The organism is Pseudomonas sp. W2Aug9, from assembly GCF_023127755.1.
Taxonomy (GTDB): Bacteria; Pseudomonadota; Gammaproteobacteria; order Pseudomonadales; family Pseudomonadaceae; genus Aquipseudomonas; species Aquipseudomonas synxantha_A.
Genome location: NZ_SPKL01000020.1, coordinates 133,698 through 147,466, shown reverse-complemented (window position 1 = coordinate 147,466; position 13,769 = coordinate 133,698). Strand labels below are relative to the sequence as shown.

The following is a 13,769-nucleotide window of genomic DNA, read 5'->3' as shown; positions in this document are numbered from 1 at the left end:
CGACCTCAGTGTTCAAGACAAGAGGCGCAGTATACAGGCTGTTGAGTGACGGTCAGTGCCCGGCGGTTTTCGAGAACAGCTGAATCACCACCACGCCCAGCACGATCAGGCCCATGCCCAGCATCGCCGGCACATCCAGCTTCTGCCCGTAGATGAACAGCGCCGCGACACTGACCATCACAATCCCCAGCCCTGCCCAGACCGCGTAAGCCACGCCCACGGGCACGGTGCGCACCACCAGGGTGAGCATCCAGAACGCTACGCCATAACCCGCGATCATCAGCAGCAGCGGGATCGGTGTGCTCAAGCCTTTGACCGCTTTCATGGAGACGGTGGCGATCACTTCCGAGCAAATGGCAATGGCCAGGTAGCAGTAGGCGGCGTTCATGGGGCAATCCTCAAGGTGAAGCTGGTTTGATAAGGTCGGCATTCTAGAGGTTCAACAGATGCGGTAAAGTCATTACCTATCCGAATTAAAGATAGGTTCAGCCATGAGCGTGCAGTGGGATCTGGAACAGATGCGCCTGTTTGTCAGCGTTGCCGAGCAGCGTTCGTTCTCTGCCGTAGCGCGCGGGCAACGCAAGGCGCAATCGGCGGTCAGCAATGGCATCGCCCTGCTGGAGGCGGACCTGGGCGTCAGCCTGTTCGAGCGTAGTAGCGGCCGCCAGCCACGCCTGACCGAAGCCGGCAGCGTGTTGCTGGAAGAAGCACGTGAAGTGCTGCGCCAATGCGAGCGGCTTAACGGCCGGGCGCTGTCCCTCACCCGCGGCGAGGAAGCCTGCCTGCGGCTGGCCCAGGATGAGGCGATGTTGTTTCAGCCGGTGCTCGACAGCCTGGAGGCGCTGGCGGTGCAATACCCGCTCCTGGAAGTGCAGCTGTCCAGCGCCGCCCAGGGCGATGTGGCGCGCAAGCTGGTGGAGCGCCAGGCGGACCTTGGGTTGTTGTTCTATCACGACCAAATCCCGGAGGCCCTTGAGCGGCGGGTAGTGGGCAGTGTGGAAATGGTCACGGTATGCGGGGTGAATCATGCGCTGGCCAAGGAAACTTACGTGACTTGCCAGCATTTGGCCCAGCATCGGCAGTTGCTGATGTCGACCCAGACCAGCGTCTATCCCGGCAGCGAAGCGGCCAGCCCTCTGGTGTGGCGCGCCGACAGCTTCTACGTATTGGCCGAATGGCTGATGAGCGGCCTGGGCTGGGCCTGGCTGCCTCGGCACATCGTGCAATACCCGACCTACCAACAACAGATGGTCGAGTTAGCCAGCGAATGGACACCGCCGGCGCTGGTCGTGGAACTGGTATGGAGGCGCGATGAGCATCTGGGGCCCGCCGCTCGCTTCCTGGCCAAACGATTTGCCGAGTGCTTGCAGGCGATCGACTGAAAAAGCCGATAAACTCCGCCGCCATGAATAGAACTCTCTACAGCTGTCTGTTTTACCTGGCGCTGCCGTTGGTGGCCTTACGTTTATGGCTGCGCGCGCGCAAGGCACCGGCCTATGCCAAGCGTGTGGGCGAACGGTTTTCCTATGGCTTGCCGGTGATGCGCCCCGGCGGCATCTGGGTGCACGCCGTTTCGGTGGGCGAAAGCATTGCCGCCGCGCCGATGATTCGCGCTTTGCTGGCGCGGTATCCGCAACTGCCGATCACTGTCACCTGCATGACGCCTACCGGTTCCGAGCGTATCCAGGCGTTGTTCGCCAATGAGCCGCGCATCCAGCATTGCTACTTGCCCTACGACTTGCCTTGCGCCGCCAAGCGTTTTCTCGACCGTGTGCAGCCCAAGCTGGCGGTGATCATGGAAACCGAGCTATGGCCCAACCATATCCATGCCTGCGCTCAACGCGGTATCCCGGTCGCGCTGGCCAATGCACGGTTGTCGGCGCGTTCGGCCAAGGGCTACGCCCGGTTCGCCAAGCTGACGGCGCCGATGCTGGCGCAAATGAGCCTGTTCGCCGTGCAGACGCAAACCGAGGCGGAGCGCTTTCGCAGTCTGGGCGCACGGCCTGAAACGGTGGAGGTGACTGGCTCGATCAAATTCGACCTGACCATCGACCCCCAATTGACGGTCCGCGCCGCTGACCTGCGTGAACAGTGGGGCGCCAGCGACCGGCCAGTGTGGATCGCCGCCAGTACCCATGAAGGTGAAGACGAAGTGGTGTTGGCTGCCCATCGCCAATTGCTGGCGAGCTATCCCAACGCGTTGCTGATTCTGGTGCCGCGCCACCAGGAGCGCTTCGGCCCGATGTTCGAGCTGAGTGTGCAACAAGGGTTTGCCACGGTGCGTCGCTCCAGCGGTGAGCCGGTCACCGAGCAAACCTCGGTGCTGCTCGGCGATACCATGGGTGAGCTGCTGTTTCTCTACGCCCTGGCCGACAGTGCCTTTGTGGGCGGCAGCCTAGTGCCGACCGGCGGGCACAACCCGCTGGAGCCGGCGGCTTTGGGTAAGCCTGTGATCATGGGGCCGCACCTGTTCAACTTCCTCGAAATCAGCACGATGATGCGCGACGCCGGGGCGTTGCGAGAGGTGGATGATGCAGACGGTTTGGCCGAAGCGGTGCGCCAATTGTTCGAACTGCCGCAGGATGCGCGCAGGATGGCGCAGGCGGGGTTGAAAGTGATGCAGGCCAACCAGGGTGCGTTAAAACGCCTTTTGGACGGTTTGGAAAGATTGATCGCTCACTGACCCAGCGCCCATCAAATGTGGGAGGGGGCTTGCTCCCGATGGCAGTGGGTCAGCCAACCTATTGGGCGACTGACACAGCGCTATCGGGAGCAAGCCCCCTCCCACATTGGTTTGGCGGTGTATTTAATATCCCGGGCGGGCTTTGAGCTGTTCGGCAGCGGCCTTGGCCAGGTCCGGCGGCAGGAAGTCCTTGTCCGGGTTGTAGTCGGCCTTGAGGTAGCGCGCCAGGTCTTGCAGGTCCCCTGGGTTCAGGGTGCCCGCGGCCTGTTTCAAGCGCAGGTTGTCGAGGATGTAGTCGTAGCGGCTGTTGTTGTAGTTACGCACTGACGCATACAACTGGCGCTGTGAGTCCAGCACATCGACGATGTTGCGCGTGCCCACCTGATAACCGATTTCCGTGGCTTCTACCGCGCTCTGGTTGGAAATGATCGACTGGCGGCGTGCCTGCACCTGCTCCACGTCGGTGTTCACTGCACGGTGCAGGTTGCGGGTGTTTTCCACCACCTGGCGGCGCAGGCCCTCGCGCTGTTGCTCGGACTGGTCGAGGCGTGAATAGGATTCGCGCACTTGCGAACTGGTGAGGCCGCCGCTGTAGATCGGGATGTTCAAACGCAGGCCGATGGTGCGTTGCGACACATCGCCACCGTACGGGATAGGCAACTGATTCGGGTTGCTGAACCCCAGGGCGTCGTTGTCGCCTTTTTCGTATTGCGCGACCGCATCGAGTGTCGGCAAGTGGCCGGCCTTGCGCTGCCTGAGGGTTTCTTCGGCGGCGGTCACGGCGTAATTGCTGGCCAGCAGATTGAGGTTCTGACGCCCGGCGGTTTCGACCCAGGCCTTGGCGTCGTTCGGCGCCGGCGGCAGCACCGGCAGCGTATGGACGATGCCCTGGATCGAGTTGTATTGGCGGTTGGTCAGGGTAATCAGCGCTTCGAAAGCGTCGTCTACCTGGCGCTGGGCCACGATGCGGTTGGCCCGGGCGGTGTCGTAGCTGGCCTGGGATTGCAGCACGTCGGTCTTGTCCGACAGGCCCACATCGAAGCGCTCATTGGACTGGTCGAGCTGACGCTTGAAGGCATTTTCTTCGGCCTTGGTCGACGCCAGGTTGTCCTGGGCACGGAGCACGGCGAAGTAGCTCTCGGCACTTTGCAAAATCAGGTTCTGCTCACTGGCCGACAGTTGCAGCGAGGCTTGCTCGTTGACGGCTTCGGCAGCTTGCAACTGGAACCAGCGATCGGCGCGGAACAGCGGCTGGCTCAGGGTAGCGCGCCAGGAGTGGGCGTCACGGTTGGCCGTGGCGGCGGGCTGGTCGATCTGGGTGCGCACATTGTTACTGTCGGCGCCGGCCGACAGGTTCGGCAGCAAGCCTGCGCGCGCCTGGGGCACCACCTCTTTTTGCGCGCCATATTGAGCGCGGGCAGCGGCCAGGTCGGCGTTGTTGCTCGCCGCTTCCTGATAAACGCTGACCAGATCGGTGTTGGTGGACAAGGGCGCTTCAGCTGCCCAGACCAGTCCGTTGGTCGCACAAGACACGGCAAGAGCCAGTGAAAGTTTGCGCAGCATGAGGCGATCCCTAATTTAAATATTACGGCAATAATTTAGCGCTCAAGGCTAAGGCTGGCCATTCCTGGCGTCAAGCCTTGAAGCAGTGCCCGAGTGTAGTTGCCGGACCTGCGCACAACAATCCCACGATCACGCCATTCATCACGCTGAATGCACCGCTATTGGCAATTTGCCCACGCCATGGTCTAGACTGGCCGCGTTCTTGTCGGGGTGCCTTGTTGGAAGGCTGAGATCGGTAAATACCGGATCCCGTTGAACCTGATCAGGTTAGCGCCTGCGTAGGGAACAAGATTTCTCGTCACCCGGCGAGTCCTCTTGTGCTTCGTCCGGGATGTTGTTCGACAATCGAACAGCCCTCGTGCGCCAAGCACAGCACTGATTTCAGTGCGTCCATCCGTCACAGGTTCGCTCCGACAAAAATCCACCGCCTGGATCAGTTGGAGAGCCCGTGATGAGCACTGAGATAAAAAGTACAAAACCAAAAAATACTGTGCACCTGAGTGAATCGGCCAAGGTCGACTCCGGCTCCGTGCAGCCGTTTACCCGCTCGCAGAAAATCTACGTGCAGGGCTCGCGCCCCGACATCCGCGTACCGATGCGGGAAATCAGCCTGGATGTGACCCCCACCGAGTTTGGCGGCGAAATCAACGCCCCTGTGGTGGTTTACGACACCTCCGGCCCCTATACCGACCCCAACGTCATCATCGATGTGCGCAAAGGCCTGGCTGATGTGCGCTCGCCGTGGATCGAAGAGCGTGGCGATACCGAGCGGTTGTCCTGCCTGAGTTCCAAATACGGCCAGGAACGCCTGGATAACCCGGACCTGGCCTACCTGCGCTTTGCCCACCTGCAAAACCCGCGTCGGGCGAAGGCCGGTGCCAACGTCAGCCAGATGCACTACGCACGAAAAGGCATCATTACGCCCGAGATGGAATACGTGGCCATCCGCGAAAACATGAAGCTCGAAGAAGCCCGTGCAGCCGGCCTGCTCAAGCAACAACATGCCGGGCACAGCTTTGGTGCCAGCATTCCGAAAATCATCACGCCTGAATTCGTGCGCGAAGAAATCGCCCGCGGCCGCGCAATTATCCCGGCCAACATCAACCACACCGAGCTGGAACCGATGATCATCGGCCGTAACTTCCTGGTGAAGATCAACGGCAATATCGGCAACAGCGCCTTGGGTTCGTCCATTGAAGAAGAAGTGGCGAAAATGACCTGGGGGATCCGCTGGGGTTCGGACAACATCATGGACTTGTCCACCGGCAAACATATTCACGAAACCCGCGAATGGATCATCCGTAACTCGCCCGTACCAATTGGCACCGTGCCGATCTACCAGGCCCTGGAAAAAGTCGACGGCGTGGCCGAGGACCTGACCTGGGAGTTGTTCCGCGACACCCTGATCGAGCAAGCCGAGCAGGGTGTGGACTATTTCACCATCCACGCCGGCGTGTTGCTGCGTTACGTACCGCTGACTGCCAACCGCGTGACCGGCATTGTCAGCCGTGGCGGCGCGATCATGGCCAAGTGGTGCCTGGCCCACCACAAGGAAAACTTCGCCTACACGCATTTCGAAGAAATCTGCGAAATCATGAAGGCCTATGACGTCAGCTTCTCCCTGGGGGACGGCCTGCGCCCGGGTTCGGTGGCCGATGCCAACGACGCTGCGCAATTCGGCGAGCTGGAAACCCTGGGCGAGTTGACCAAGATCGCCTGGAAGCACGACGTGCAGACCATGATCGAAGGCCCCGGCCATGTGCCGATGCAGTTGATCAAGGAGAACATGGACAAGCAACTGGAGTGCTGCGACGAGGCGCCGTTCTACACCCTCGGCCCGCTGACCACCGACATCGCGCCGGGCTACGATCACATCACTTCAGGTATCGGCGCGGCGATGATCGGCTGGTTCGGATGCGCCATGCTCTGCTACGTCACGCCCAAGGAACACCTGGGTTTGCCGAACAAGGATGATGTGAAGACCGGGATCATCACCTACAAGATCGCCGCACACGCCGCAGACCTTGCCAAGGGCCATCCGGGTGCGCAGATTCGCGATAACGCCTTGAGCAAGGCACGCTTCGAATTCCGTTGGGAAGACCAGTTCAATCTCGGCCTGGACCCAGACACCGCACGGGCGTTTCACGACGAAACGCTGCCGAAGGAGTCGGCCAAGGTGGCGCATTTCTGCTCCATGTGCGGGCCGAAATTCTGTTCGATGAAGGTGACTCACGAAGTGCGTGAGTATGCGGCCAACCAGCGTATTGAAGCGGTGGATGTGGACGTGGCCAAGGGGTTGGCCGAGCAGGCGGAGCGGTTCAAGCGCGAAGGCAGTCAGCTCTACAAGAAGGTCTGATCCCGAGTCGGCGGTGCCTGCACGGCCGTCATCGCGGGCAAGCCCGGCTCCCACAGTTGATCGAGTTGTAGACAATTTTTGTGTCCACAGCCGGTCCCCTGTGGGAGCGGGCTTGCCCGCGATAGCGATCTCCCAAACAACAAGTGCCCCTTAGAGATCACACCCTTGGGCGGTCAGTGGCCCGCTGACGTTTGTACGGCAAATCCTGCGCAAATGGGGGATTTGGCTGCTGGCACTGGCGGGCGCCGGGCTCGGCATTCCGCTGCTGTTGATTCTGCTCGATGAGTCGGAAAACGCCTTTGCCGATATTCACTCGGCGGCGGTGTCCAGTGGGATGCTGTTGCGTATGAAAGTCGAGCACCTGGCGTTGGCCATTGGCCTGGTCTGTACCTTGATTGCCTGTTTTGCACCCTTGGCGCAATACCAGAACTTCCTGCTGCTGATCGGCTCAGTGTTTGCGCCGCTGTTCGGCGTGGTCGGTGCGACCCTGCCGGCATTGCTGCTGGCAGGGCTGTTGCAGTTGATTCTGGGCCGGGTTAGTGGCGTGAAGGCATCAGTTCAGGCTTGATCACACCCGTGAGGCGCGTATAGGGGATGGTAATTTCGATCAGCCCCTGTGCGTAAGGGGCGATGGTCGCAACGTTGTACTTGAGTACTACGCCACCACTGGTCAAGGCCACGTTCGGGGTTTTCTGGAATGGCCAGTTCTTCAGGAACTCCGGATCGCGGTCCATCTTGGTGTTGATCAACCAACTGTTATGCGCAACTTTCGCGGTGTTCCAGAATGCCTGCTCCTGGCCCGGCAGCAACATGTCGGCCAGGCTCAACTCCTTGTGCAGCAGGCGTGAATAGTTGATGAAACCACGGCCCGGCTCACCATGAGCGACGCCGGTGTCGAGGTAGCTGGACACTTCAACGATCACCAGTGCGTCATGTTGCTCGCGTACCTTGGCTTGCAGATACATGCTGTGGCGGTCCGCGGATTCGCGCAGGAACTTGTCTCGATAGGCATTGAGCGTGGCAGGCACACTGGCGCCAGGCGTAGTGCGGGTCATCTGCAGCAGGCGCTGTTCCACCAGGCTGTCGAGTTGCGGGTCGGCGGGGAAGTGCACGGTATCGATGTTCACCAGTGGGCAGTCCGGGCTATCACAGCCAGGCTTGATCTGTTCCGACTTGTCGGTCGTGACGTCCAGCGGCTTGAGCTGGCCGGGTTGGAACAGGCTCTGGCAAGCACCCAGGGTCAAGGCAATACAGGCCATGGAGGCGATTTTGAAAAGCGACATGTGTGTCCTTCGTAAATCGATGGAAAGCGAAAAGAGTAGCGCTTGGACTGCCAACAAGGCAGTCAGTTCGCCACTAGACTGATGGGGGAGAGTTTGACGTCCGCCGCCGGTCCCGGCAACCGGAAAGGGGCTGCATCAACGGGCAACGGCGCGTTAGGATGGCGCCAATTGCACAAGCACACTCCTTGTCAAAGAGAGGAAACACATGACGGGCACCGCGAAGTCCACGCCGAACAAGATCGAGATCGTTCAGCGCGACAATAGCTACCAGGGCTTCTACAAGCTCGATCACGTGCAACTGCGCCACGAGAAATTCGACGGTGGCATGAGCCGCGTGATCAGCCGCGAAGTCTTCGTTCGCCATGACGCTGTGTGCGTGCTGCCCTACGACCCGCAACGTGACGAGGTGGTGCTGATCGAACAGTTCCGCGTGGGCGCCATGGGCCGCGCCGGCAACCCGTGGTTGGTAGAGATGGTCGCCGGCCTGATTGACAAGGATGAGCAACCGGAGGAGGTTGCACACCGCGAGGCCGAGGAGGAAGCTGGGTTGACGTTCTCCGCGCTGTGGCCGATCACCAAGTACTTCCCGTCGCCCGGCGGCAGTACCGAATTTGTCCACCTGTACCTGGGCCGTTGCGACGGCACGGGTGCTGGTGGCATCCATGGATTGGAAGAAGAGGCAGAAGATATCCGCGTCACCGTCTGGGCATTCGAAGACGCCCTGCAAGCGGTGCGCGACGGCAAAATTTCCAATGCAGCCAGCATCATCGCCCTGCAATGGCTTGCGCTTAACCGCGCGGAAGTGAGGGGGCTATGGCAGTAAAGGCACGGGAACGTTATCGAGTTGACCTGATCGGGCTGCAAGCCGCCTGCGAGGCCAATTATGCGCGGCTGATGCGCCTGCTTCCCGACATGCGCCACACTCCCGAGGCGCGGCGTATCGCCGTGACCCATGGCGACCAGATGCTTGGTGTGCTGACCCTGGAAGTCATCGTCAATTGCCCGTACACCACCACCCTGCGCGTACGCCAGGAACACAGCCTGCCCTGGCTGCCGGTGCCGCAACTTGAAGTGCAGGTGTACCACGACGCACGTATGGCCGAAGTGATCAGTGCCGAACATGCGCGACGCTTTCGCAGCATCTATCCTTACCCGAATGTGTTCATGCACCAACCCGATGAGAAAGCACAGCTCAATGTGTTCCTCGGTGAATGGCTGAGCCACTGCCTGGCCCTGGGCCATGAGTTCGAAGTGGTGCGCTAGATGTGAATTGAGCCTGTTTCTCAGGTTTCCTCTTTGAGTCCTGCCCTAGCATAATCGTCAAATTATCCATGCCTGTGATTGCCAGGGAGAGCGCCTTGCCTCGCGTACCCACCATGAACCCTGATGCTGCGTTGTTGGTGCAATTGTCCGACAGCCATCTGTTTGCCGAAGCGGGCGGTACGCTGCTGGGCATGAACACCCGTGCAAGCTTGCAAAGCGTGATCGACTTGGTGCACGAGCAACAGCCGCGTATTGACCTGGTGCTGGCGACGGGCGACTTGTCCCAGGACGGCACACTGGCGTCGTACCAGCTATTTCGGAACATGACCGCGCCCATCGGTGCGCCGGCGCGCTGGATCCCGGGTAATCATGACGAGCCGCAGGTCATGGCCGAGGCCGCTGTGCAAAGCGACTTGCTCGAGCCCGTGGTGGACGTGGGCAACTGGCGCATAACCCTGCTGGACTCCGCGGTACCGGGTTCGGTGCCCGGTTACCTGCAGGATTCGCAACTGCAATTGCTTGCCCAGGCCCTGAGCGAGGCGCCCAGCCGCCATCATCTTGTGTGCTTGCACCATCATCCAGTGTCCATCGGCTGTGCGTGGATGGAGCCGATCGGCCTGCGCAATCCCGAGGCGCTGTTTGCCGTGCTTGACCGCTTCCCGCAGGTCAAGGCGCTGCTCTGGGGGCATGTGCATCAGGAAATCGACCGCGAGCGCAACGGCGTGCGGTTGCTGGCCTCACCGTCTACCTGCATCCAGTTCGAGCCGGGCAGCGAGGATTTCCAGGTCAGCGAGCAAGCGCCGGGGTATCGCTGGCTGCGCCTGTATGCCGACGGGCGGTTGGAGACGGGGGTAGAGCGGCTTCGGGACTTCGCGTTTACCGTCGACTACGGCAGCAACGGCTATTAAGACCTGCAAACACTGATCAAATGTGGGAGGGAGCAAGCCCCCTCCCACATGGGTTCTGCGGTGTCTGGAAGATCGGGTGCTCACACCTCACTCCGATCCCTGTAAACTGCGCCTCTTTGGCCCAAGCACGGAGAGCCCGGCATGTCCGCTTCGATCCTGTATATCCACGGCTTCAACAGTGCGCCAGCCTCCAACAAGGCCAGCCAGTTGATCACCGTAATGGGCAAGCTTGGCCTGTCCGACCGTTTGCGTGTGCCGGCCCTGCATCACCACCCGCGTCAGGCGATTCTGCAATTGGAGCAGGCCATTGACCAACTGGGGCGGCCGCTGCTGGTCGGCAGCTCACTCGGCGGCTACTATGCAACCCATCTTGCCGAACGCCATGGCCTGAAGGCGCTGCTGGTCAACCCGGCGGTCAGCCCCCATCGGATGTTCGACGGTTACCTGGGCACCCAGAAGAACCTCTACACCGATGAGACCTGGGAGTTGACCCATGATCACGTCGCAGCGCTGGCCGAGCTGGAAGTACCGGCGCCGCAGGATGCAGGGCGGTATCAGGTGTGGTTGCAGACCGGGGACGAAACCCTGGATTATCGCCTCGCCCAAGCGTATTACCGAGCCTGTGCCTTGCGCATCCAGGCCGGTGGCGATCATGGTTACCAAGGGTTCGCCGAGCAACTGCCGGCCTTGTTGAGTTTTGCCGGCATTGGCGCAGATCAGTATCAATCCTTCGATTTTTCGTCACTGTAAAAAATCGCAGGTCACTTTTTAATCGAACGACTCACGACGAGACCCCATGGCCACTCCCAGCGCTAGCTCTTATAACGCCGACGCCATCGAAGTCCTCTCGGGCCTCGACCCGGTGCGCAAACGCCCCGGCATGTACACCGACACCAGCCGGCCGAACCACCTTGCCCAGGAAGTCATCGACAACAGCGTCGACGAAGCCTTGGCCGGGCACGCGAAGTCGGTACAAGTCATCCTCCATGCCGATCACTCCCTTGAAGTGTCCGACGATGGTCGCGGCATGCCGGTGGACATTCACCCGGAAGAGGGCGTGTCGGGCGTCGAGCTGATCCTCACCAAACTGCACGCCGGCGGCAAGTTCTCCAACAAGAACTACCAGTTCTCCGGTGGTTTGCACGGCGTGGGTATTTCGGTGGTCAACGCCCTGTCGACGCAAGTGCGGGTCAAGGTCAAGCGCGACGGTAACGAGTACCAGATGACCTTCGCCGATGGCTATAAAGCCACCGACCTGGAAGTGGTTGGCACCGTTGGCAAGCGCAACACCGGCACCAGCGTGTACTTCGCCCCGGACCCCAAATACTTCGATTCGCCGAAATTCTCCATCAGCCGCCTCAAGCATGTGCTCAAGGCCAAGGCCGTATTGTGCCCCGGCCTGCTGGTCAGCTTTGAAGACAAAGGCACCGGCGAGAAGGTCGAATGGCATTACGAAGATGGCCTGCGCTCCTACCTGGAAGACTCCGTCAGCGACTTCGAACGCCTGCCCAACGAGCCGTTCTGCGGCAGCCTGGCGGGTAATAAGGAAGCCGTCGACTGGGCCCTGCTGTGGTTGCCCGAAGGTGGCGACAGCGTACAGGAAAGCTACGTCAACCTGATCCCCACCGCCCAGGGCGGCACCCACGTCAATGGTTTGCGCCAAGGCTTGCTGGATGCCATGCGCGAATTCTGCGAATACCGCAGCCTGTTGCCGCGCGGCGTGAAGCTGGCGCCGGAAGACGTGTGGGAGCGCATCGCGTTCGTGCTGTCGATGAAGATGCAGGAGCCGCAATTCTCCGGCCAGACCAAAGAGCGCCTGTCGTCCCGTGAGGCGGCGGCATTTGTCTCCGGTGTGGTCAAGGATGCCTTCAGCCTGTGGCTCAACGAGCACCCGGAACTGGGCCTGGCCCTGGCGGAGCTGGCGATCAACAACGCCGGTCGTCGCCTGAAGGCCAGCAAGAAAGTCGAGCGCAAGCGCATCACCCAGGGCCCGGCATTGCCCGGCAAACTGGCCGACTGCGCCGGGCAGGACCCGATGCGTTCCGAGCTGTTCCTGGTGGAAGGTGACTCTGCCGGCGGTTCCGCCAAACAAGCGCGGGACAAAGAGTTCCAGGCGATCCTGCCGTTGCGCGGCAAGATCCTCAACACCTGGGAAGTCGACGGCAGCGAAGTGCTCGCCAGCCAGGAAGTGCACAATATCGCTGTCGCTATCGGTGTCGACCCTGGCGCGGCGGACATGAGCCAGCTGCGCTACGGCAAGATCTGCATCCTCGCCGACGCCGACTCCGACGGCCTGCACATTGCTACGTTGTTGTGCGCCTTGTTCGTGCAGCATTTCCGCCCATTGGTGGATGCCGGTCACGTCTACGTCGCCATGCCGCCGCTGTACCGCATCGATTTGGGCAAGGAGATTTTCTACGCCCTGGACGAAGCCGAGCGCGATGGCATCCTTGATCGGCTGGTGGCCGAGAAAAAACGCGGCAAGCCACAGGTCACGCGATTCAAGGGCCTGGGTGAAATGAACCCGCCGCAGTTGCGCGAAACCACCATGGACCCCAATACCCGGCGCCTGGTGCAACTGACCCTGGAAGATTTCGCCGGCACCTCGGAAATGATGGACATGCTGCTGGCGAAGAAGCGTGCGCCGGATCGCAAAGCCTGGCTGGAATCCAAGGGCAACCTGGCCGAGGTTCTGGGCTGATGCGCACAGGCTTCGCCCTGGCGATGCTGATGTTGAGCGCACTGGCAACTCCCCACGTGTTTGCCGCCGGCGTGGCAGAGCTGCAGCTGGTATCCGAGCACCCGGTGGACGGCATGCGCGGCGGTAACCTGTCGGGCCTGGCGTTGTGTGGCGCAGAACTGTGGACGGTTTCCGACCGCGATGATGATCAGATCTACCGCCTGGATACCCGTGCACCGACCTGGAACGCCGAAGCTCTGAAGATTGACGTGCCGCCCGTGCCCGAGTCGGGTTTGCCCTGGGGGCTGCGTTCACGCACCAAGGCCGCGTCGTTCATTCGCGGTGGTGACCTGGATTTCGAGGGCATCAGCTGTGATGCCGCAGGTAACCGCTACATTGTCAGCGAAGCCCATGCTGCAGTGCTGCAGGTACCTGCGACGGGCGCGCCCGAGTGGTTGAAAATCGCCCCGGGCATGGTGCGTGAGGCGCGGGCCAGTGGCATGTTGCTGCACTTCAATGCCTTGTTCGAGGGCCTGGCGGTGAACCCCGAAGGCAACCAGATCTGGCTGGCCGCCGAGCGTGAGCGTCGCGGCCTGATCTCGATCAAGCGCGGGCAGAGCGTATGGGATTGCGATGGCCGGTGCGTGTTGTTGAGCGAGGCCGGGCAGGAAGTGCAACCGGCGCAGTTTACCAACGCCAAGGCAGTGTCCAATGACTTTGCCGACCTGGCGCTGTTCAATGGCAAGCTGTTTACCCTGGAGCGCAATGCGTTCCAGATTTGCCGACGCGACACAGTCACGGCCAAGGTTGAGCTGTGTTGGTCGTTTGCTGAAGAGACCCTGACGCCGCAGCGGCGTTATCCACAGCCTTACGGCCTGGCCGAAGCCCTGCTGTTGGACGCCGACGGTGCATGGATCGGTATAGACAACAATTTCGGCCCCCGCGCCGATGGTGAAAAACGCCCCGTGGTCTATCGTTTCGCCGCCCCTGCCGGTGGCTGGAGCGCCCAGCCATGAGCCAGCCGTTTTTTCAA

Annotated in this window: 12 protein-coding genes, 1 pseudogene and 1 riboswitch; of the genes and pseudogenes, 10 read left to right on the top strand and 3 right to left on the bottom strand. The window is 61.1% G+C overall.

What is annotated here, in order from left to right; all coding sequences use genetic code 11:
- Nucleotides 1–52: 52 nt before the first annotated feature.
- Nucleotides 53–388 carry a multidrug efflux SMR transporter gene (locus E3O56_RS14365; RefSeq protein WP_005784167.1) on the bottom strand — a complete coding sequence of 112 codons (336 nt, stop codon included), beginning with the start codon at nt 386–388 and terminating at the stop codon, nt 53–55.
- A 103-nt stretch (nt 389–491) separates the two neighbouring features.
- Between E3O56_RS14365 and E3O56_RS14360 the strand changes: the two genes are divergently transcribed.
- Together E3O56_RS14360 and waaA are read left to right on the top strand one after the other, a co-directional pair.
- The gene (locus E3O56_RS14360; protein ID WP_032878246.1) at nt 492–1,382 is read left to right on the top strand and encodes a LysR family transcriptional regulator; all 891 of its coding nucleotides are present in this window, start codon (nt 492–494) and stop codon (nt 1,380–1,382) included.
- A 23-nt stretch (nt 1,383–1,405) separates the two neighbouring features.
- Nucleotides 1,406–2,683, top strand: coding sequence for a lipid IV(A) 3-deoxy-D-manno-octulosonic acid transferase (waaA, locus tag E3O56_RS14355; RefSeq protein ID WP_248128450.1), 1,278 nt, complete (start codon nt 1,406–1,408; stop codon nt 2,681–2,683).
- A 123-nt stretch (nt 2,684–2,806) separates the two neighbouring features.
- Here the strand turns inward: waaA and E3O56_RS14350 are convergent, their stop codons facing one another.
- Nucleotides 2,807–4,246 (bottom strand): TolC family outer membrane protein, encoded by a 1,440-nt coding sequence (locus E3O56_RS14350; protein ID WP_005784173.1) that lies wholly within the window; start codon nt 4,244–4,246, stop codon nt 2,807–2,809.
- A gap of 196 nt (nt 4,247–4,442) precedes the next feature.
- Nucleotides 4,443–4,548: riboswitch (TPP riboswitch) on the top strand.
- Between the two features lie 149 nt (nt 4,549–4,697).
- On the opposite strand from E3O56_RS14350, the gene thiC reads away from it, so the two are divergent.
- On the top strand, nt 4,698–6,602 hold the full coding sequence (gene thiC, locus E3O56_RS14345) for a phosphomethylpyrimidine synthase ThiC (RefSeq protein ID WP_032878242.1): 1,905 nt from the start codon (nt 4,698–4,700) through the stop codon (nt 6,600–6,602).
- A 226-nt stretch (nt 6,603–6,828) separates the two neighbouring features.
- Nucleotides 6,829–7,170 (top strand): annotated as a pseudogene (locus E3O56_RS14340) (putative hydroxymethylpyrimidine transporter CytX); the annotation flags it as partial.
- Here the strand turns inward: E3O56_RS14340 and E3O56_RS14335 are convergent.
- Entirely contained in the window at nt 7,139–7,885 is a 747-nt protein-coding gene (locus tag E3O56_RS14335) for an RsiV family protein (protein WP_248128449.1), read from the bottom strand. The pseudogene E3O56_RS14340 and the gene E3O56_RS14335 overlap by 32 nt on opposite strands.
- Nucleotides 7,886–8,090: 205 nt before the next feature.
- Between E3O56_RS14335 and E3O56_RS14330 the strand changes: the two genes are divergently transcribed.
- From E3O56_RS14330 to E3O56_RS14305, 6 genes are all read left to right on the top strand, one after another.
- A complete protein-coding gene (locus tag E3O56_RS14330) occupies nt 8,091–8,708 on the top strand; it encodes an NUDIX domain-containing protein (protein ID WP_248128448.1) in 618 nt (205 codons plus the stop codon).
- Nucleotides 8,699–9,148, top strand: coding sequence for a DUF1249 domain-containing protein (locus tag E3O56_RS14325; protein ID WP_003209507.1), 450 nt, complete (start codon nt 8,699–8,701; stop codon nt 9,146–9,148). The genes E3O56_RS14330 and E3O56_RS14325 overlap by 10 nt, the downstream gene beginning before the upstream one ends.
- Before the next feature lie 95 nt (nt 9,149–9,243).
- Nucleotides 9,244–10,056: a 3',5'-cyclic-AMP phosphodiesterase gene (gene cpdA, locus E3O56_RS14320; RefSeq protein WP_078820182.1), complete on the top strand. Its 813-nt coding sequence runs from the start codon at nt 9,244–9,246 to the stop codon at nt 10,054–10,056.
- A 141-nt stretch (nt 10,057–10,197) separates the two neighbouring features.
- Nucleotides 10,198–10,806: a YqiA/YcfP family alpha/beta fold hydrolase gene (locus tag E3O56_RS14315; protein ID WP_078820136.1), complete on the top strand. Its 609-nt coding sequence runs from the start codon at nt 10,198–10,200 to the stop codon at nt 10,804–10,806.
- Nucleotides 10,807–10,852: 46 nt separating this feature from the next.
- Entirely contained in the window at nt 10,853–12,757 is a 1,905-nt protein-coding gene (parE, locus tag E3O56_RS14310; protein WP_005784190.1) for a DNA topoisomerase IV subunit B, read from the top strand.
- The gene (locus E3O56_RS14305) at nt 12,757–13,752 is read left to right on the top strand and encodes an esterase-like activity of phytase family protein (protein WP_248128447.1); all 996 of its coding nucleotides are present in this window, start codon (nt 12,757–12,759) and stop codon (nt 13,750–13,752) included. Before parE ends, E3O56_RS14305 begins: the two co-directional genes overlap by 1 nt.
- Nucleotides 13,753–13,769 lie beyond the last annotated feature (17 nt).